General features: G+C 66.5%; 21 protein-coding genes and 3 pseudogenes. 5 read left to right on the forward strand and 19 right to left on the reverse strand.

Annotated elements, in window-relative coordinates; translation table 11 throughout:
* Positions 1–123 precede the first annotated feature (123 nt).
* The 4 genes and pseudogenes from G3N61_RS31845 to G3N61_RS31860 all read right to left on the reverse strand — a co-directional run.
* Positions 124–276, reverse strand: a pseudogene (locus tag G3N61_RS31845) (recombinase RecA); the annotation flags it as partial.
* Positions 277–575: 299 nt separating this feature from the next.
* Positions 576–1,370 carry an ABC transporter ATP-binding protein gene (locus G3N61_RS31850; RefSeq protein WP_011353261.1) on the reverse strand — a complete coding sequence of 265 codons (795 nt, stop codon included), beginning with the start codon at positions 1,368–1,370 and terminating at the stop codon, positions 576–578.
* 1 nt (position 1,371) lies between these two features.
* Positions 1,372–2,268 (reverse strand): ABC transporter permease, encoded by an 897-nt coding sequence (locus tag G3N61_RS31855; RefSeq protein WP_039346181.1) that lies wholly within the window; start codon positions 2,266–2,268, stop codon positions 1,372–1,374.
* Positions 2,269–2,407: 139 nt separating this feature from the next.
* A complete protein-coding gene (locus tag G3N61_RS31860) occupies positions 2,408–3,373 on the reverse strand; it encodes an ABC transporter substrate-binding protein (protein ID WP_043187240.1) in 966 nt (321 codons plus the stop codon).
* A 330-nt stretch (positions 3,374–3,703) separates the two neighbouring features.
* Between G3N61_RS31860 and G3N61_RS31865 the strand changes: the two genes are divergently transcribed.
* Positions 3,704–4,012, forward strand: a complete 309-nt coding sequence (locus G3N61_RS31865; RefSeq protein ID WP_089451316.1) for a VF_A0006 family four-cysteine protein — start codon at positions 3,704–3,706, stop codon at positions 4,010–4,012.
* A gap of 110 nt (positions 4,013–4,122) precedes the next feature.
* Here G3N61_RS31865 and G3N61_RS31870 read toward each other — a convergent pair whose 3' ends face one another.
* Together G3N61_RS31870 and G3N61_RS31875 are read right to left on the reverse strand one after the other, a co-directional pair.
* Positions 4,123–4,938, reverse strand: coding sequence for a MetQ/NlpA family ABC transporter substrate-binding protein (locus G3N61_RS31870; RefSeq protein WP_043187236.1), 816 nt, complete (start codon positions 4,936–4,938; stop codon positions 4,123–4,125).
* 204 nt (positions 4,939–5,142) lie between these two features.
* Positions 5,143–6,747: a methyl-accepting chemotaxis protein gene (locus G3N61_RS31875; protein WP_205824395.1), complete on the reverse strand. Its 1,605-nt coding sequence runs from the start codon at positions 6,745–6,747 to the stop codon at positions 5,143–5,145.
* Between the two features lie 237 nt (positions 6,748–6,984).
* Here G3N61_RS31875 and G3N61_RS31880 point away from each other — a divergent pair, with 237 nt between their 5' ends.
* The gene (locus G3N61_RS31880) at positions 6,985–7,275 is read left to right on the forward strand and encodes a YciI family protein (RefSeq protein ID WP_043187235.1); all 291 of its coding nucleotides are present in this window, start codon (positions 6,985–6,987) and stop codon (positions 7,273–7,275) included.
* A gap of 140 nt (positions 7,276–7,415) precedes the next feature.
* On the opposite strand, the gene G3N61_RS31885 is transcribed toward G3N61_RS31880, so the two are convergent.
* From G3N61_RS31885 to G3N61_RS31905, 5 genes are read right to left on the reverse strand one after another with little or no spacing between them, the layout of a single operon-like run.
* Positions 7,416–8,033: an SCO family protein gene (locus G3N61_RS31885; protein ID WP_043187233.1), complete on the reverse strand. Its 618-nt coding sequence runs from the start codon at positions 8,031–8,033 to the stop codon at positions 7,416–7,418.
* Positions 8,034–8,051: 18 nt separating this feature from the next.
* Positions 8,052–8,954 (reverse strand): heme o synthase, encoded by a 903-nt coding sequence (gene cyoE, locus G3N61_RS31890; RefSeq protein ID WP_011353269.1) that lies wholly within the window; start codon positions 8,952–8,954, stop codon positions 8,052–8,054.
* An 8-nt stretch (positions 8,955–8,962) separates the two neighbouring features.
* Positions 8,963–10,075, reverse strand: a complete 1,113-nt coding sequence (locus G3N61_RS31895; protein ID WP_205824396.1) for a COX15/CtaA family protein — start codon at positions 10,073–10,075, stop codon at positions 8,963–8,965.
* Between the two features lie 24 nt (positions 10,076–10,099).
* Entirely contained in the window at positions 10,100–10,726 is a 627-nt protein-coding gene (locus G3N61_RS31900) for a cytochrome c oxidase subunit I (RefSeq protein ID WP_043187229.1), read from the reverse strand.
* Positions 10,727–10,786: 60 nt separating this feature from the next.
* Positions 10,787–11,497: an SURF1 family protein gene (locus tag G3N61_RS31905; protein ID WP_241017996.1), complete on the reverse strand. Its 711-nt coding sequence runs from the start codon at positions 11,495–11,497 to the stop codon at positions 10,787–10,789.
* An 84-nt stretch (positions 11,498–11,581) separates the two neighbouring features.
* Between G3N61_RS31905 and G3N61_RS31910 the strand changes: the two genes are divergently transcribed.
* Entirely contained in the window at positions 11,582–11,791 is a 210-nt protein-coding gene (locus tag G3N61_RS31910) for a twin transmembrane helix small protein (protein WP_043187227.1), read from the forward strand.
* Between the two features lie 172 nt (positions 11,792–11,963).
* On the opposite strand, the gene G3N61_RS31915 is transcribed toward G3N61_RS31910, so the two are convergent.
* The 8 genes from G3N61_RS31915 to G3N61_RS31950 form a co-directional block, all read right to left on the reverse strand.
* Positions 11,964–12,821, reverse strand: coding sequence for a cytochrome c oxidase subunit 3 (locus tag G3N61_RS31915; protein ID WP_011353274.1), 858 nt, complete (start codon positions 12,819–12,821; stop codon positions 11,964–11,966).
* Between the two features lie 138 nt (positions 12,822–12,959).
* Positions 12,960–13,157 (reverse strand): DUF2970 domain-containing protein, encoded by a 198-nt coding sequence (locus G3N61_RS31920; RefSeq protein ID WP_043187225.1) that lies wholly within the window; start codon positions 13,155–13,157, stop codon positions 12,960–12,962.
* A 16-nt stretch (positions 13,158–13,173) separates the two neighbouring features.
* Positions 13,174–13,782, reverse strand: a complete 609-nt coding sequence (locus G3N61_RS31925; protein WP_043187224.1) for a cytochrome c oxidase assembly protein — start codon at positions 13,780–13,782, stop codon at positions 13,174–13,176.
* 35 nt (positions 13,783–13,817) lie between these two features.
* Entirely contained in the window at positions 13,818–13,958 is a 141-nt protein-coding gene (locus G3N61_RS31930; protein ID WP_043187223.1) for a cytochrome oxidase small assembly protein, read from the reverse strand.
* A gap of 70 nt (positions 13,959–14,028) precedes the next feature.
* The gene (ctaD, locus tag G3N61_RS31935) at positions 14,029–15,636 is read right to left on the reverse strand and encodes a cytochrome c oxidase subunit I (protein ID WP_031401318.1); all 1,608 of its coding nucleotides are present in this window, start codon (positions 15,634–15,636) and stop codon (positions 14,029–14,031) included.
* A gap of 43 nt (positions 15,637–15,679) precedes the next feature.
* Positions 15,680–17,275, reverse strand: coding sequence for a cytochrome c oxidase subunit II (coxB, locus tag G3N61_RS31940; protein ID WP_043187220.1), 1,596 nt, complete (start codon positions 17,273–17,275; stop codon positions 15,680–15,682).
* Positions 17,276–17,330: 55 nt separating this feature from the next.
* On the reverse strand, positions 17,331–17,855 hold the full coding sequence (locus G3N61_RS31945; protein WP_046544359.1) for a DUF2244 domain-containing protein: 525 nt from the start codon (positions 17,853–17,855) through the stop codon (positions 17,331–17,333).
* Positions 17,856–18,050: 195 nt separating this feature from the next.
* Positions 18,051–19,016 carry a methyltransferase domain-containing protein gene (locus tag G3N61_RS31950; protein WP_205824398.1) on the reverse strand — a complete coding sequence of 322 codons (966 nt, stop codon included), beginning with the start codon at positions 19,014–19,016 and terminating at the stop codon, positions 18,051–18,053.
* Between the two features lie 81 nt (positions 19,017–19,097).
* Here G3N61_RS31950 and G3N61_RS39785 point away from each other — a divergent pair.
* Both G3N61_RS39785 and G3N61_RS31955 read left to right on the forward strand, forming a co-directional pair.
* A pseudogene (locus G3N61_RS39785) lies at positions 19,098–19,298 on the forward strand (double zinc ribbon domain-containing protein); the annotation flags it as partial.
* Positions 19,299–19,372: 74 nt separating this feature from the next.
* A pseudogene (locus tag G3N61_RS31955) lies at positions 19,373–19,499 on the forward strand (ribosome maturation factor RimM); the annotation flags it as partial.

Consider the following 19,499-nt stretch of genomic DNA (forward strand, 5'->3'; position numbering starts at 1 on the left):
GGCAAGGCGCCGAGCGGCGCCACCTACTCGACGGCCGCCGACTTCAACCAGGCGAACCCGCCGATGCTGCTGGTCGGCATGGGCGTCGCGGGCGGCGGCATTCCGGGTGCGACGGTCCAGTACGACGAGCCCGCCGACCGGCCAGCCGCCGCCCGGCAACTCGGCGGACAGCGATGCAAAGCCCGTGTCGATCGTGCGCGGGCCGCCACGTGCGAGCTGCGAGCCGCGCCACAGCGACGGATGAAGGGATTCGGGAGAAATGGAGGATGCGAGCATGACGCCACCCACAACTGTATGGATATACAGTATATGGCAATGCGTCCACGCCGCACAGTACTGGTACGAAACCGGTATTTCGTCAGATGAAAGACGGGTGAAAAGCCGGCGGGCCCACGATATTACGGCGGGCCGCCGCCGGCATCACCGGCTCGCACCGCCCGGACGCCCGCCACACCCTCGGGCGCCGATGCGGCGCATGCGAACCGAATCGCGCAACCGGGCCGAACCGAGCCCAGCCAGCCTGCCAACCGGCACGATGCACATCCTGCACACCGCGCCGGCCCGCCTGCCGCGCGTCAGCCGAGCAGCAACGCGTCGTCGTCGAGCTGCTCGTGACGCACCTTCTCGAACATCTGCAGCAGGTCCGGCACGTCGAGCCCCTTGCGCGCGTCGCCCGACACGTCGAGCACGACCTGCCCCTGGTGCAGCATCACCGTGCGGTCGCCGTAGTCGAGCGCCTGCCGCATGCTGTGCGTGACCATCATCGTCGTCAGCTTGCTCTCGGCGACGATGCGCGCGGTCAGCTCCAGCACGAACGCGGCCGTCTTCGGGTCGAGCGCGGCCGTGTGTTCGTCGAGCAGCAGGATCCGCGACGGCCGCAGCGACGCCATCAACAGGCTCACCGCCTGCCGCTGGCCGCCCGACAGCAGCCCGATCCGGTCGGTCAGCCGGTTCTCGAGGCCGAGGTTCAGGAGCCGCAGCTTGTCGCGGAACAGCTCGCGCGACGGCCGGTCGAGCGCGGCCCGGAAGCCGCGCCGCGCACCGCGCGCCATCGCGAGCGCCATGTTCTCCTCGATCGTCAGCGCCTCGCAGGTGCCGGCCATCGGATCCTGGAACACGCGCGCAACGAGGTGCGCACGATCCCACGCGGCCTTGCGCGTGACGTCCGTGCCGTCGATCGAGATGCGTCCCGCATCGACCGCCTGGTCGCCGCTGACCGCGTTGAGGAAGGTCGACTTGCCGGCGCCGTTCGAGCCGATCACCGCGACGAACTGGCCGTCGGGAATCTCGAGCGACAGCCCGCGCAGCGCGCGCGTCTCGATCGGCGTGCCGGGATTGAACGTGAGTTTCAGGTCTTGTGCGGACAGCATGTCAGGCCCCTCCGTTCTTGCGCGCGAACAGTTTCTTGCGCGTCGCCGGCAGCACCAGCGCGATCGTGACGAGCGCGGCCGTCACGAGGTTCAGATCCTGCGCCTTCAGCCCGATGAATTCGCTGTTGAGCGCAAGCGCGATGAAGAAGCGGTAGACGATCGCGCCGAGCACGACGGCGAGCGTCGTCAGCACGAGCCGGCGCGCCGGCAGCAGCGTCTCGCCGATGATCACGGCAGCCAGCCCGATCACGATCGTGCCGATCCCCATCGAGATGTCCGCGCCGCCCTGCGTCTGCGCGAACAGCGCACCGGCGAGCGCGACGAGCGCGTTCGACAGCGCCATCCCGGCGAGCGTCGCGCGGCCGGTCGCGATGCCTTGCGCACGCGCCATCCGCGGGTTCGCGCCGGTCGCGCGCATCGCGAGGCCGAGCTGCGACGAGAAGAACCAGTCGAGGCCGAGCTTCGCGACCACGACGACGATCGCGAGCAGCGCCGGGCGCAGCACGTAGTCGGGCATCCAGTCGGGCTGCAGCACGGTGAAGATGGTCGGCTCGGTGATCAGCGGCACGTTCGGCCGGCCCATGATCCGCAGGTTCACCGAATAGAGCGCGATCATCATCAGGATACTGGCGAGCAGATCCATGATCTTCAGGCGCACGTTGAGCCAGCCGGTGATGAAGCCGGCCACCGCGCCCGCGACGATCGCGATGCAGGTCGAGCTGAACGGGTCGTAGCCGGCCGAGATCAGCGTCGCGGCAACCGCGCCGCCGAGCGGAAAGCTGCCGTCGACGGTGAGGTCGGGGAAGTTGAGGATGCGAAACGAGATCAGCACCCCGAGGGCGACGAGGCTGAAGATCAGGCCGATCTCCAGGGCGCCCAGAAACGAGAACAGAGACATGATGGGGAAATCCTGTTGCTTCCCGGCCGGACGTGTACGGCCGGGCGAAGCGAACGGGCGGCCCCGGGTGGGAGCCGCCCGTCCGGCGAGGTCGTTCAGGCCCGGATCGGGCCCGCAAGCGCAGCGGTCGGGCCGCGGCTTACTTGATGACCGTCTTCGCTTCCTTGAGCAGATCCGGCGACAGCGTGACGCCCTGCTTCGCGGCCGCGCCCGTGTTCGCGAACAGTTCGAGGTTGCTGCTCGTCTCCGACGCGATCGCGCCCGGCTTCTCGCCCTTCAGGATGCGCGCGACGACCTTGCCCGTCTGGCGGCCGAGGTCGCCGTAGTTGATGCCGAGCGCCGCGATGCCGCCGCGCTTCACGCTGTCGGTGTCGCCGGCGACGAGCGGGATCTTCGCTTCGTTCGCGACCTTCACGAGCGCTTCGTACGCGGACACGACGTTGTTGTCGGTGTTCGTGTAGATCACGTCGACCTTGCCGATCAGGCTCTTCGCGGCCGGGCCGATGTCGACGGTACGCGGCGCGGCCGCTTCCTTCAGCGTCATCCCCTGCTTCGCGAGGATCTCCTTGAGCTCCTTCACGACCACGACCGAGTTCGCCTCGCCCGGGTTGTAGACCATGCCGACCGTCTTCGCATTCGGGACGACGCGCTTGATCAGCGCGACCTGGCGATCGAGCGGCAGCTTGTCGGACACGCCCGTCACGTTGGTGCCCGACGGGCCCCAGCCCTTCACGAGCTGCGCGGCGACCGGATCGGTCACACCCGAATAGACGACCGGCACGCTCTTGGTCGACGCGACCACCGCCTGCGCGGCCGGCGTCGCGATCGCGACGATCACGTCGGGCTGGTCGCCGACGAACTTGCGCGCGATCTGCGCAGCCGTGCCCGTGTTGCCCTGCGCGCTCTGGTATTCCCACTTGAGCTTGTCGTCGCCGTAGCCTTCCGCCTTCAGCTCGGCGCGCACGCCGTCGCGGATCGCGTCGAGTGCCGGGTGGTCGACGATCGACAGCACCTTGACGGTCTGTGCGTGCGCGGCACCTGCCAGCGCGAGTGCGGCCACGCCGGCCGTGATCGAACGGATCGCGAAAGTCTTGAAACGCTTCATGGGTGTCTCCCCCGTATTGTGTCGGTTCTGGATGATGGATTCCCGCCGCCGTCATGCGGGCGCCGCCACGCGTGCAACGCGGTGGCGGCCGGCCCGCGCATGCCCCGGGAAGGCGTGCAGCGGCGAACGCACGAGGATACCATTTCCGCAGACCACCGCCTGACTCCGCGCTTTCGCGAAGATGCCGGTCCGCGGCGCCCGACGGAGCGCCACTCCCGCGCGCGAAGGCCGCCCGGCGGCGGCTCCCGTCGGCCCGGCGCAACGCGTCAGCCGCGCTCGCGGCTTTACGTTATGCTGTCGGCCGACCCAGTCCACTCCTTCGGAGAGCACATGAAACGGGGGATCCGAGCCATCGCATTCGCGGCCGTCGCGCTGGCGCTGCCAGGTGCGGCGTTCGCGCTGACCGACGGCAGTGCGCAATACGACGAGTGCATGCTCAATGCGCTGCGCGAAAGCCGCAACGGTGCGGCGGCCCAGCTGATCCAGCGCTCCTGCGACGCGCTGTATCGCAACAACGCGATGCTGCTGCCGCGCGAGCGGCGCTTTCACGAGTGTGTCGTGCAATCGCTGCCGGGCGTGCGCGACAACTATGCGATCCAGCAGATCATGTCGATCTGCTCGCGGCGCGGCGAGATGTGAGCCGGCGCTGAACCCGATGCACCCTGTGGCCGTCGGCCGGCCGCGCCCATAAAAAAGGGCCTGCGCGATGCAGGCCCTTTTCGTTCAGCGGGACGACCGGTGTGCGGCGTTCAGAACGACGCGACCATCGAGCCCTTGAACTGCTTCTTGATGAATTCCTTCACTTCCGGCGACTGGTACGCCTTGACCAGCTTCTTCACCCACGGCTGATCCTTGTCCTTCGCGCGCACGGCGATCACGTTCGCGTACGGGCTCGTCAGCGATTCGAGCGCGATTGCGTCCTTGGTCGGCTGCAGGTTCGCGGCGAGCGCGTAGTTCGTGTTGACCACGGCTGCGTCGACGTCCGACAGCACGCGCGGCAGTTGCGCGGCGTCGAGTTCGGAGATCTTCAGCTTCTTCGGGTTGTCGGCGATGTCGAGCACCGTCGCGTTGTTGCCGCCCGTGCCTGCGCCCGCCTTCAGCTTGATCAGGCCCTGCGTCTGCAGCAGCAGCAGCGCGCGGTTCTCGTTCGACGGATCGTTCGGCACCGCGACCTTCGCGCCTTGCGGCAGGTCCTTCAGCGCCTTGAACTTCTTCGAGTACACGCCCATCGGCGAGATGTAGGTCAGGCCAGCGGTGACCAGCTTGTAGCCGCGCTGCTTCACCTGGCTGTCGAGGTAGGGCTGGTGCTGGAAGCTGTTCGCGTCGAGGTCGCCCGCGTCGAGCGCCGCGTTCGGCTGCACGTAGTCGTTGAACTCGACGACCTTCACGTTCAGGCCTTCCTTCTCCTTCGCGACCTTCTGCACGAGTTGCCACACTTCCGAATCCGGGCCGGCGACCGTGCCGACCTTGATCACCTTGTCTTCGGCGTGCGCACCTGCCGACAGCGTCAGCGCTGCACCGGTGGCCAGCACGGAAAATACCTTCAGGAGACTGCGACGCTTCATCTGTTTCTCGCTTTCTTGCTTGACTGAAATGGGGCGCGATACGGGTATGCCCCGACTCGCTGGAAGGGGCAAATGGTGTCACAGGATCGGCGGGAAGTGAAATACATCCCGCTCATATGGGTATGCACCGCAGCGGTGCTGGCGGAGGTGGCGCGACTCGGCCGTTAGTTGCGTTTGCGCGAGTCGCGCGTCAGCCTGGGGGCGTCACGCCACCGCCGCCTGACCGGCCACCTTCGTATCGAATGCAGGTTCGCCCACCTGCCCGCCGACCCGGAACGCGCCGACCGCGTCGCGCAGCCGCGCGGCCTGTTCCTGCAGCGACGCGGCGGCGGCGGCGGCCTCCTCGACGAGCGCCGCGTTCTGCTGCGTCACCTGGTCCATCTGCGTGACCGCGCGCCCGACCTGCGTGATGCCGCTCGCCTGCTCCTCGGACGCGGCCGCGATCTCGCCCATGATGTCGGTCACGCGCGCGACGGCCTGCAGGATCTCGCCCATCGTCGTGCCGGCCTGGCCGACCAGCGTCGACCCGTTGCGCACGCGCTCGACCGAGTCGACGATCAGCTCGCGGATCTCCTTCGACGCCGTCGCGCTGCGCTGCGCGAGCGAGCGCACTTCGCCCGCGACCACCGCGAAGCCCCGGCCCTGCTCGCCGGCGCGCGCGGCTTCGACCGCCGCGTTCAGCGCGAGGATGTTGGTCTGGAACGCAATGCCCTCGATCACGCCGATGATGTCGGCGATCTTGCGCGAGCTGTCGTCGATCTGGCCCATCGTGCCGATCACGCGGTTCACGACGTCGCTCCCCGTGCGCGCGATCTCCGATGCGCTGTTCGCCAGCCCGCTCGCCTGCCGCGCGTTGTCGGCGTTCTGCTTCACCGTCGCGGTCAGCTGCTCCATGCTCGCGGCGGTTTCTTCCAGCGACGCGGCCTGCTCCTCGGTGCGCTGCGACAGGTCGTCGTTGCCGGCCGAGATCTGGCGGCTCGCCGACGCGATCGATCCGGCCGACTGGCGAATCCCGCCGATCGTCGCCTGCAGCCGCGCCTGCATGTCGTGCATCGCGGCCATCATGCTCGTGCGGTCGCCCGCGCGCACCGGCACCGGCTGCGTCAGGTCGCCCTGCGCGATGCGCGCCGCGAGCGCGGCCGCTTCGTCGGGCTCGCCGCCGAGGCTGCTGCGCACGTTGCGGATGATCACCAGCATCGCCGCGCTGATCACGAAGCCGATCACGAACACGACCGCGAGGTGGCCGAGCAGCGTCCGGTAGTAGATGGTGTCGATGTCCTTCAGGAAGACGCCGCTCGAGATGTTCCAGTCCCACGGCGTGAAGCGCGTGACGTAGCTGATCTTCGGCACGGCGGTCTCGCTGTGCGGCAGGCGCCCGCGGTATTCGGCGAAGCCGCTGCCGGTTTCCTTCGCCGCGTTCAGGATCGTGACGAACAGCGGCTTGCCGTCCGGGTCGAGATAATCGCCGACCTGCGTGCCGACCAGCTTCGGCAGCGTCGGATGCATCAGCACGACCGGCTTCGAGTCCATCACGAACACGTAGCCCGAATCGCCGTAGCGCATCGCGGCGAGGCTCGCGAGCGCGTCGCGCTTCGCGTCGGCCTCGGGCAGCGTGCCGCTCTGCGCGAGTGCGTGATACGCCTTCACGATGCCGGCCGCCGAGTCGACGAGATTCGCGATGCCTGCCTTGCGTTCGGCGAGCATCGTCGCGCGCGTCTCGTACGCGCTCCATGCGCCGACGCCCAGGAGACCGATCCATACCAGCGCAAGCGCGAGCCACAGCTTGCGGTTCAAACTCATTCTGCTCATCTGCGTGCCTTTGTCGATGTCGATGCGCACGCTGCGCGCGAACGGCCTGCCGCGCGCAAACGCTTGCCCTTTTATTTACGGCATCGAGGCTTACAACTTGAATACGCGCAGCAGCCGCGAACCGACGATCGGCACGCCCCCCGCACCGCGACCACCGGCGCGACAGCCCGCATCCGCTGTGCTAAAAAGACCGGCTAGCCGGCACACGAAGAGCCGGCACCATTCCGGGGGCCATCCATGTACGTCATCGACATTCACTACACCGCATCGCTCGAGCGCATCGACGATGCGCTCGAACGCCATCGCGCCTTTCTGCAGCCGCAGTTCGACAAGGGTATCTTCATCGCGGCCGGGCCCAAGGTGCCGCGCGAAGGCGGCGTGATCCTCGCGGCCCGCATCGATCGCGACGAGCTGGACGCGATCCTGAACACGGATCCGTTCGTCATCGAAGGAATCGCCACGTATCGCGTGACGGAATTCCGGATCACGCGCGCCGCATCCGGCTTCAACGTGCCCGCGCTGCCGTAACGCGACGCCTGCGCGATGCGCGCGCAGGCCGACACGCCGCCTGACGGGCGGCGCATGCAAACAACGAGGAAAGAGGAAAAGCGTGACGGCGCGTGGCGGCCGTCACGTGATCGCCGGGCCGGGCGCCCGGCGGCTGCCGGTCAGTCGACCAGCAGCTTCAGGTCGTGGACCCACGGGCCGGGGCCCTGGCCGTCGCGCACGAACAGGCGCAGCTTGCCGTCGCGGTCGAACACGTAGCTCGCGGCGGTGTGGTCCATCGTGTAGCTGCCGGGCGTCTTGCCGGGCACCTTCGCGTAGTACACGCGGAAATCCTTCGTGACCTTCTTCAGTGCGGCTTCGTCGGCCGGCCGCAGGCCGATGAACGACGGATCGAACGCAGGCACGTACTGGCCGAGCAGCGCCGGCGTGTCACGTTCCGGGTCGACGGTGACGAACAGCACCTGCACGCGCTTCGCGGCATCCGGCCCCAGCTGCTTCAGCGCTTCGGACAGCTCGGCCATCGTCGTCGGGCACACGTCCGGGCAGTGCGTGTAGCCGAAGAACATCACGACCGCCTTGCCCTTGAAGTCGGCCAGCGTGCGCACCTTGCCGGCCGTATCGGGCAGCGAGAAGTCGCTGCCGAACTGCGTGTTGCCGGTGATGTCGAGATTCTGGAATTTCGGCGCGTTGTCGCATCCGGCAAGCAGCAGCGCTGCCGTGAATGCACACGCGAGCATCCAGCCTTGGCGCGCGCGGCGCCCGAACCGTGATTGGAGCATTGCGTTCAAACCGTGCGGTTACACGCCGAGCAGCGGGCGTGCATAGTGATCGACGAGCAGCGCGGCGAACAGCAGCGACAGGTAGACGATCGAGTAGCGGAAGGCCTTGCGGGCGAGTTCATCCGAATAATCGCGATGGATCTTCCACGCATACGCGAGGAACACCGCGCCGAGCAGCACCGCGCTCGTCAGGTAGACGGCCCCGCTCATCCCGGAGATGAAGGGCATCAGCGTGACCGCGAACAGGATCACCGTGTACAGCAGGATGTGCAGCCGCGTGAACTTCTCGCCGTGCGTGACGGGCAGCATCGGCAGCCCCGCGTTCTCGTAATCCTTGCGGCGATAAAGTGCGAGCACCCAGAAATGCGGCGGCGTCCACACGAAGATGATCAGCACGAGGATCCACGCGTCGCCCGGCACCGCGCCGGTGACCGCGGCCCAGCCGAGCGCCGGCGGCATCGCGCCCGACGCGCCGCCGATCACGATGTTCTGCGGCGTCATCGGCTTGAGCAGCAGCGTGTAGATCACTGCGTAGCCGACGAAGGTGGCGATCGTCAGCCACATCGTCAGCGGGTTCGTGAACGTATAGAGCGTCCATGCGCCGACGCTGCCGAGCACAGCCGAGAAGATCAGGATCTGCGGCGTCGTGATCTCGCCGCGCGCGGACGGGCGCCACGCGGTACGGCGCATCATCGCGTCGATCTTCTGTTCGACGAGGCAGTTGATCGCGAACGCGGCGCCGGCCAGCAGCCAGATGCCGACCGTGCCGCCGATCAACACATGCCACGGCACCATGCCCGGCGTCGCGAGGAACATGCCGATCACCGCGCAGAACACCGCGAGCTGCGTGACACGCGGCTTCGTCAATGCCATGTACTGCGAAAACCGGCTACCGGGCGATTGGGAGAGGGTGCTTTGCATGGGGGCGGTCACGCCGGGGCGGCGTCGGGCGCAGGCTGCGCGACACGGCCGGGGCGGTTTGAAAGGATGCGAAAGTTTAACATGACGACGAGCAGCAGCAGGATCGCGGCCCCGCCGTTGTGCGCGACGGCGACCGGCAGCGGCCACTGCAGCACGATGTTGGTCAGGCCCGTCACGAACTGCAGCAGGACGACCAGCAGCACGCCGTTCGCGGGCCGCCGCAGCGACTCGAAGCGGCGCATCTTCAGCGCGAACGCGACCAGGTACGCGACCACGACGAACGCGAACGTGCGGTGCGTCCAGTGGATCGCGACCAGCGCGTCCTGCGTGATCGCCTCGCCGTCCTTCGTCATCCCGAGCGCGCGCCACAGGTGGAAGCCGTGCTGGAAGTCCATCGGCGGGATCCACTGGCCGTTGCAGGTCGGGAAGTCGGTGCACGCGAGCACCGCGTAGTTGGTGCTCACCCAGCCGCCGAGCGCGATCTGCACGACCAGCAGCACGAGCGCCGCGAGCGCGGCCGCGCGATAGCGGCCGGCTTCGGGGTCATGCGACGGCAGCGGCGTCTGCCGCGCCGCGAGCCAGCCGAGCGTGCCGAGCAGCGTGAGGCCGAGCAGCAGGTGGATCGTGACGATCACCGGCTGCAGCTTCATCGTGACCGTCCACGCGCCGAACGCGCCCTGCACGAGGATCAGCAGCAGCAGGCTCGTCGGCCACCACGGCGACACGTGCAGCGGACGGCGGCGCAGCCGCGCGGTCCACGCGATCACGACCTGCGCGATGATCAGCACGCCGATCGCCATCGCGAAATAGCGGTGGATCATCTCGATCCACGCCTTCGACATGCTGACGGGGCCCGTCGGCATCGCCTGGTGCGCGGCCGTGATCGCGGCGTGCGCGATGAACGGCGACGACGTGCCGTAGCAGCCGGGCCAGTCCGGGCAGCCGAGCCCCGAATCGGTCAGCCGCGTGAAGCCGCCGAACATCACCAGATCGAGCGTCAGGAAGGTGGTGATCCACACCAGCTTGCGAAACTTGTTGTCGTCGGCCTTCACCCACACGTACGACAGCGGCAGCAGCGCGATGCAGAAGCCGATCAGGCCGAGTTGCAGTAGATACGACATCGGTTCATTGCCTCTCGTATTGCCTTAGCCGATGCTCGACCACTTCAGCAGCTTCGTCACGTCCGCCTTGATCTTGCTGGGGTTCGGATCCTTCGGGAAGCGCATCATCAGGTTGCCGTTCGGGTCGACCATGTAGATGTGGTCGCTGTCCTTCGTGCCCGCGTCGGCCGGCAGCCACGCGGCCACTGCGGCCGGGTCGGCGACGAGCCGGCGCGTATCCGGGTACGCATCCAGCACCTTCTGCGGCGTCGCGCCTGTATCGCTGCGCAGCCACACCATCGTGATCCGGTGCCGCTCGCCTGCCTGCGTGACGCGAATCTGGCGCATGAAATAGAGTTTCTCCGCGCATGCCTTGTCGCACGCGCTGCTGTCGGTCATCACGAACAGCCACACGCCGCGCAGCGACGACAGCGGCACCGTCTTGCCGGTTTCGTCGGTCACCTGCAGATCCGCGGGGATCGGGCGCTGCGGCTCGATCAGCGTGCCGTAGTTGGTCGAGCCGCCCTTCGGCTTGATCACGTAATAGGTGAAGTACGACGCGATCATCGGTGCGGCGCACACGAGACCCAGCAGCACGAGCATCCAGCGGCCGCGCTTGCGGGCCGCCGGCGAGATCGGCGCAGCGGCCGGACCCTGACGGGAAGATTGCATGGACAAATCAGACCTCTCGAAACGAACCCGCGGCGTCCTCGCCGCGTCCGGGCATCGCATTCACGCGTCGGACGACTTCTTCGCCGCGCGTCGCGCCGCGTACAAGCCGAAACCGAGCGCGGCCGCCGCCATGCCCCACCACTGAAACATGTAACCGTAATTGCGCTCGACGCCGGTCGTCGCCGCCGGCCAGTCGCGCACGAGCTTGTCGCCGTCGTCGCTCGTCTGCTGGATCACGAACGGCTGCAGCGGCAGCCCCGTTTCCTTCGCATACGCGGCGACGTCCAGGTTCTGCCGGATCTTCTGGTGCGCCGCCGACCCGCCTTCGCCGAGCTCGAACGCACGCGACGCGTCCGCGCGCGCGATGCCCACGACCTCGACGACGCCCGCGGGCGTCGCGAACGGCTCGATCGTCGTGCGATCGGAGATATTGCGCGGCAGCCAGCCGCGGTTCACGAGCACGACGCCGCCGCCCGTGAGTTTAAACGGCATCACGACGTAAAAACCCGGCTGGTCGTTATACGGCCGATTGTCGAGGAACACGGCCTGCTCGGGCAGGAAACGGCCCGTGGCCCGCACGCGATGGAACTCGATCGACGCGAGCGGCATCGGCTGCGCGCCGACGTCGACGGGCGCCGCCTGCTCGTAGCGCTCGATGCTCGCCTGCAGCGCTTCCTTCTGGTGCGCGCGGTCGCGCTGCCAGAAACCGAGACGGATCGTGACCGCGACGACGACGAGAATCAGCAGTGCAGGCAGCCAGCGGATCTTCATCATGCGGCCCGCCCGGCACCTGCCCGAAAGCGAAGTGCGATAATTATCCTCTTCCTTTCGAATTGCCGTCGTCCGGTTCGTGTCATGCACATACTCGTTCCCATCGCCTTCGTCCTCATCATTGCCAGCATGGGCTCGGCGCTCTACTTCATGATGCACGACCGCGGCCACACGAAACGCATGGTCTGGTCGCTCGCCACCCGCGTCGGGCTGTCGGTGTCGCTGTTCCTGCTCATCCTGATCGCGAACGGGATGGGCTGGATCCATTCGACCGGCCTGCCGATCGGGCGTTGATCCGTTTGCCGCCGCGGCCGCTGTGACATTTCGCCGCACGGCCGCGCCACCAAGCAAAAGCGCCGCCTGACTGAGTCGCGGCGGCGCCAGGGTGGTGAAGGCCGGCAGCCAGGCTGCCCGGCCGACCCCAATGAAAACGGCCCGCGCATTGCTGCGCGGGCCGTTGTTCCATTTACAGCCAGTAGACGACGACGTACAGGCCGAGCCAGACGACGTCGACGAAGTGCCAGTACCACGCGGCGCCTTCGAATGCGAAGTGGTGATCGGGCTTGAAGTGGCCGCGGATCATCCGCACCAGCACCACCGCGAGCATCGTGCCGCCGAGGAACACGTGGAAACCGTGGAAGCCCGTCAGCAGGAAGAACGTCGAACCGTACACACCCGAGTTCAGCGTCAGGTTCAGTTCGTTGTACGCGTGGTAGTACTCGAAGCCCTGCAGGAACAGGAAGCAGATACCGAACGCGAGCGTCGCGGCCAGCCAGGCGATCGCCTTCTTGCGATGATCGTCACGCAGCGCGTGGTGCGAGATCGTCAGCGTCACGCCCGACGACAGCAGGAATGCCGTGTTCAGCGTCGGGATCGGCCACGGGCCCATCGTCTTGAAGTGACCGGCGAGCGCGGCGGGGCCTTCGTTCGGCCACACGGCGGAGAAATCCGGCCAGATCAGCTTGTAGTCGAGGCTGCCGAGCTGGTGCAGCGCGATTTCACGTGCATAGAACAGCGCGCCGAAGAATGCGCCGAAGAACATGACTTCCGAGAAGATGAACCAGCTCATGCTCCAGCGGTACGACTTGTCGACGTTCTTGCCGTAGTGACCGCCCTCCGATTCGGCGATTGCGTCGCCGAACCAGTGATACAGCGTAAAGAGCAACCAAAGCAGGCCGAGCAGCGCCGTAAACGGCGCCCAGTCGTGACCGTTGATCCACAGCGCTGTCGATCCGAGCATGACCAGCAGGCCGATGGCCGCGCTGATCGGATGCTGCGACGGATGCGGCACGAAATAGTACGGGGTCTGGTTTTGACCGCTCATGCTTGATTCTCCACTTCAGTCCAATTTGTGTACCGGAAACCGCTCCGGCTTTATTTCTTGCGCGGCGTGACCACCACCGCTCCTTCCTGCACGCGGCACCGTGGCGCCGCGCACTGCATTCTTTCGTGGCCGCGGGCTTCAGCCCACGACGGCACGCACGATCAGGATCAGCACGCCGATGAACACACCGGCCGCCAACAACGCGACGATCAGCACGTGCAGCGGATTCAGCTGCGTCGCGTCGGCCTCCAGGTCGCGCCGCTTGCGCACCCCGAAGAACGACCACAGCACCGCTTTCAGCGCCTGGCCGAACGTCCCGCCCCGCTTCTCCGTCATCGCCCCGCCTCCGTCGTCATGCGTCCGGCTTCGCCGCGCCCTGCGCCGCGGTCTTGCCCGGCGCCGGCGCCGGCGTGGCCGGCGTATTCAGCTCGAAGAACGTGTACGACAGCGTGATCGTCTTCACGTCCTTCGGCAGTTTCGGATCGATCACGAACACCACCGGCATCTTGCGCGACTCGTTCGCGGCCAGCGTCTGCTGCGTAAAGCAAAAGCACTCGATCTTCTTGAAGAACTCCGTCGCCTGTTTCGGCGCGTAGCTCGGAATCGCCTGGGCAACGACCGGCCTGCCCTGCCCGTTCGTCACGTCGTACACGATCGTCGTCAGCTCGCCCGGATGCACGTCGAGACTGTTGTGCTCCGGCTTGAATCCGAGCGGGCCGCGCGCGTTCGCATCGAACTCGACCGACACCGTGCGGCTGTAATCGACCTGCGAGTTCTTCACCTCGCGCTCGCTGACATCGCGCTGCACCAGGTTGTTGATGCCGGTGATCTGGCAGATCGCCCGGTACATCGGGATCAGCGCGAAGCCGAAACCGAACATCAGCCCGGCCACGACGAAGAGCTTCACCAGCATCGAACGATTGAACGCGCGATCGACGGCGCCCTCTTCCGGCTTCGACATACGACAACTTCCTCGCTACTGCGTCCGTTACTGCATCAGTGTGTGGACAGCCACCACTGCTTGATCACGACACCCATAAAAAAGACGGCGGCGATGACGAGCAGGATGAGGCCGAGCCGCTTGTTACCCGCGCGAATCTGCTCGGGCGTTCGTCTTTCTTGTGGATTCCGGTTCATCTGACACTTCGGTTCGGCGCCCGCCGCGCCTGCCTGCAACGGCAGGCAGCGGCGGAGCGCACGGTGAAACTTATTCGACGTGCGGCGGTTGCTCGAACGTGTGGAAGGGAGCCGGGCTCGGCACCGTCCACTCGAGGCCCGTCGCGCCATCCCACGGCTTGTCCGACGCCTTTTCCAGCTCGCCGCCGCCACGGTAGGCCGGCAGCGCGACTGCGAACAGGAAGTACACCTGTGCGAGGCCGAAGCCGAATGCACCGATCGTCGCCACCTGGTTGAAGTCCGTGAACTGCGCCGGGTAGTCCGCATAGCGACGCGGCATGCCTGCGAGACCGACGAAGTGCATCGGGAAGAACGTCAGGTTGAAGAAGATCATCGACGCCCAGAAGTGGATCTTGCCGCGCGTCTCGTTGTACATCCAGCCCGTCCACTTCGGCGCCCAGTAGTACCAGCCCGAGAACAGCGCGAACAATGAGCCGGCCACCAGCACGTAGTGGAAGTGCGCCACCACGAAGTAGGTACCGTGATACTGGATGTCGAGCGGCGCCATCGCGAGCATCAGGCCCGTCAGACCGCCGAACGTGAACACGAACAGGAAGCCGATCGCGAACAGCATCGGGGTTTCGAACGTCATCGAGCCGCGCCACATCGTCGCGAGCCAGTTGAACACCTTCACGCCCGTCGGCACCGCGATCAGCATCGTCGCGTACATGAAGAACAGCTGGCCGGTGACCGGCATGCCCGTTGCGAACATGTGGTGCGCCCAGACCATGAACGACAGGATCGCGATCGAAGCCGTCGCGTACACCATCGAGCTATAGCCGAACAGCGTCTTGCGTGCGAACGCCGGGATCACCTGCGACACGATCCCGAACGCCGGCAGAATCATGATGTACACCTCGGGGTGGCCGAAGAACCAGAAGATGTGCTGGTACATCACCGGATCGCCGCCGCCTGCCGCGTTGAAGAACGACGTGCCGAAGTGGCGGTCGAACAGCACCATCGTGATCGCGCCTGCCAGAACCGGCATCACCGCGATCAGCAGGTAGGCCGTGATCAGCCACGTCCATGCGAACATCGGCATCTTCATCAGCGTCATGCCCGGTGCGCGCATGTTCAGGATCGTCACGACGATGTTGATCCCGCCCATGATCGACGACGCGCCCATGATGTGCACCGCGAAGATCGCGAAGTCCATGCCCGGGCCCATCTGCGTCGACAGCGGCGCGTAGAGCGTCCAGCCGGCGGCCGTCGCGCCACCCGGCGCGAAGAACGAACCGACCAGCAGCACGGCCGCGACCGGCAGCAGCCAGAAGCTGAAGTTGTTCATCCGCGCGAACGCCATGTCGGACGCGCCGATCTGCAGCGGAATCATCCAGTTCGCGAAGCCGACGAACGCCGGCATGATCGCGCCGAACACCATGATCAGGCCGTGCATCGTCGTGAGTTCGTTGAAGAACTCCGGACGCATGATCTGCAGGCCCGGCTCGAACAGCTCGGCCCGGATGGCGAGCGCCATCACGCCGCCCGACAGGAACATGATGAACGAGAACAACAGGTACAGCGTACCGATGTCCTTGTGGTTGGTGGCGAACAGCCAGCGCCGCCAGCCGTGCGGCATTTCGTGCGCGTGGTCGTCGTGCGCGTGGTCCGCGGCTACGTCGTGCCCGATGCTAGACATGAGAATCTCCTAATGCGAATACGTCGACTAACTCAGCGACACGTCAAGCCGCCGGGCCGATCTCGACACGCCGGGCTTCCTTCGCGTCCGCCCCGCCCGTGATCGTTTCCGGCTTTTTGAGAATAATGTGGTCTTCCGCCACGCCTGCTGCCTTCAGCGCGTCGCGCACGGCTTGTGCGCGATGCTTCGCCAGTTCGGCGTTCGCGTCGGCCGAGCCCGACTTGTCGGTAAAGCCCGACAGCGCGAGCTTCGCGTCCGGATGTGCCTTCGCATAGTCGGCCGCGGTGGCGATCGCCGCTTTCGCGTCGGCCGGCAGCACGCTCTTGCCCGTCTCGAAGTAGATCGTCGACAGGGCGGCCGAGGCCGCTGCGGCCGGCTGCTCTGCGCCCGACGCGGCTTGCGCCGGCGCCGAAGCTGCTTCGGCCGGTGCGGCTGCCGCTGCGCCCGCCGCGTCTTCCGGCATCTTGCCGTTACGCGCGTCGGCCACTTGCTTCGGCTGCAGCAGGTCGTTCTTGTGGTTGCCCCACGAGTTGCGTTCGTACGTGATGACCGATGCGATGTCGAGATCCGACAGCGACGCCCACGACGGCATCGCGCCCTTGCCGTGCAGCACGCGCTCGACGTGGCCGGCGATCGGGCCGTTCACGATCGCGCTGCCGTCCATTGCCGGGAATGCGCCGAGACCCTTGCCGTTCACCTGGTGGCAGGCTGCGCAGTTCGCCTTGTAGACGTCCTCGCCGTGCGCGACGAGTTCAGCCATCGTGTAGACCTTGTTCGGATCGACTGCGGCGCTGGCCAGCTTGGCCTTCTGCGCGGTGACCCACTTCGCGTAGTCGTCTTCCGACAGGACTTCGACGACGACCGGCATGTACGCGTGTTCCTTGCCGCACAGCTCGGTACAGAAACCGCGGAACGTACCGACCTTGTCGGCCTTGAACCACGTGTCGCGCACGAAGCCGGGGATCGCATCCTGCTTCACGCCGAACGCGGGCACGTACCACGAGTGGACGACGTCGTTCGCGGTCGTGATGATGCGGATCTTCTTGTTGACCGGCACGACGAGCGGGTTGTCGACTTCCTGCAGGTAGGTGTCGGTGATCGGCTTCTTGCCCATCACTTCGTCACGCGGGGTGCTGAGCGTCGACAGGAAGCCGATGCCCTCGCCCGGGCCCTTCACGTAGTCGTAGCCCCACTTCCACTGGTAGCCGGTGACCTTGATCGTGAGATCGGCGTTCGTCGTGTCCTTCATCGCGACGACGGCCTTCGTCGCCGGCAGCGCCATCAGCACGACGATGACGAACGGCACGATCGTCCAGATGATCTCGACGGTCGTGCTTTCATGGAAATTGGCGGCCTTGTGGCCCTTGGATTTGCGGTGCGCGAAGATCGAATAGAACATCACGCCGAACACGCCGACGAAGATCACCGTACACAGGATCAGCATCATCGTGTGGAGATCGTAGAGCTCCTCGGCGATCTTCGTGACAGGCGGCTGAAAGTTGATCTCGTTGACGCGGGGGCCGCCCGGGCTATCACCGACCGCCAGGGCGGCACCGGCAAAGAGCAATCCGCTGCATGCCAGCACGCCCGTGAGGGCTCGCTTGATTGTTTTCATAGCATCCTTACCCAAAATTTCCATTCAAACCCTCCCCCGTCGCAAGCCGCCGGCCATATCCGCCGGTGCCCGCGCCTCGTCAGCCGCAGCGCCTGAGCGACACGCGCAGTTCGTCGGCGAACTGCGCGCGCTTGTACTGCGCGAGATGCTGCCCGATTACGACGGTCTGCCCGCGCGATACCAGCCGAATCGGATCGCGTGGCGTCGCACCCGGCTCGACCCGCACCCAGCGCGGGTTGAATTCGATCTGCGTGAGCCGCTCCGCATCCATCCGCTCGATCACGAGCCGGTGCGGATACAGCCTGATGCGTTCGTAATCGACCGCATGGCGAGCATAAATCGCAAATGCGACACCCACAGCCAGCAACTCGATTCCGGTGAAGGGCATGACGAGCCAAGCCCCCCGCCACATCAGCAATGTCGCGATCACCAGCGAGAAGCCCGCGAGCGACGCGTAAAACAGCACGAACTGGCGCGGCGACGCCGAACAATTGCGTTTCATGAGCCAGTCTTCGAGGACCGGCTCGCCGTTCGTCGTCTCCGCCAAAACCCTCGCTGCTTCCATCGCCGCCTCACGCGAATGGCATGCGATGCATGCCTGCATCGGACTCGTCGCCCCGTATTGCGGGGACCCCGGGACGACAAGCTGACGCATTATAGGCGGGTTCAATGGCATCCACAAGCAAGCGACTATCGGCCCGCGAGCCAAGCGCGACAAGCTTTTCGGCCATTTTAGGCGCCAATTCGACCCCGCTTTGCGCTGCTAATTTCAGACATAACAAAACCCCTCTTTACCGCTTTACCGATTCTTCGGACGCCCCTTTCCGATGTCTTCGATGCGCACGATCCCGTGCCCTTCGGCGGTCGTGCGCGGCACGGCCTTCCAGGCGTGGCCGTAGATCACTTCGAACGTCAGCGGAATCGTGCCGTCCACGCGCCGGCGGGCCTCCAGCGCGTCGCCGAGCGCCGCGCGAAAGCGCCGCGTCGCGCGCTGCGGCGCCTCGCGGTCGAACGGATAGGCGCCCCAGCCGCGCACGTCGGCCAGCAGGGAATCGGGGGTTTTGTAGGTGACGGTCAGCACTTCCTGATCCATCACGGGAATCTCGAAGCCGCTCTCGACGAGCATGTCGCCGAGGTCGTGCATGTCGACGAAATCGATCACGCGCGCGGCGGGCGGCGTCATGCCGAGCGCCGCTTCGGCGTCCGCGCAGGCCGCGCGCAGTTCGCGCAGGGTATCGGGGCCGAGCGTGCTGAACATCAGCAGCCCGTTGACGCGCAGCACGCGCTGCCATTCGGGCAGCACCGCGTCCGGGCGCGAATGCCAGTGGAGGGCGAGATTCGACCAGATCAGGTCGAACGCGCCGCCGGGGAACGGCAGCGCGGCGAAATCGGCCTGCGCGACGCGCGGGCCGCGCTGGCCCAGTGCACGGCCGAGCGAGGCCGGCAGCCAGCGGCGCCAGCTCGTCTGCTCGACCTCGCGCTGCCCCGCTCGCGCGAGCATCGCGCCGGACAGATCGACGCCGAATACGGGCGCCTCCGGAAAGCGCGCGCGCAGCGCCGGCAGGTCGTCGCCGGGGCCGCAGCCCGCGTCCAGCACGGCTGCAGGGCTCACCTTGATGTATTCGAGGCGCTCGTTCATGCGCTGCGCGATCTCGCGCGGCAGGAACGCGACCGCATCGAACGTGGCGGCACGGCGGTCGAAAATCCGCCGCAGGCGCCTTGCGTCATTGGCCGGACGGCCGGTTGAAGTCGAAGCTGGGGACATGTCGGGCACACTGGCGAAGAGCCCGAAGTATACTCGCTCGCCCCGCAGGCTTCATTGAGGCGGGGTGTCAGGAGTGTTGCGATGATCCGCAGTTCCGCCCGACGTACGATGCGCGTCGCTTTGTCGCAGGTTTGCACGCTGGCAGCGCGCGTCGCCACGGTCGCGCTACCCAATCGCTGCGCACTGTGCGGCAATTTGTCACACGCCGTGATTTGCGGCGCTTGCGACGCCGCGTACTGGAATGAAGCGCGGCTGCGCTGCGACGTCTGCGCGCTGCCGCTGGGCATCGGGCACGCTCGTTCGCCCCTGCCCCGCGGCGCTCGCGCCGCCGGCCGTGCAGCCGCGTACCGTTGCGACGGCTTTCCGTCCGCATCATGCAGTCGAAGACGCACAGCGACACCGTCGTTGCGCAACCCGCGGGCGTCAGCGACCGCGATGCCGCGCTGGCTATGCGTGGCTTTCGCGTGTTCGTGCGCCGGGAAG

Origin of the sequence: Burkholderia sp. Ac-20349 (genome assembly GCF_017104865.1) — a bacterium.
Lineage (GTDB): Bacteria > Pseudomonadota > Gammaproteobacteria > Burkholderiales > Burkholderiaceae > Burkholderia > Burkholderia aenigmatica.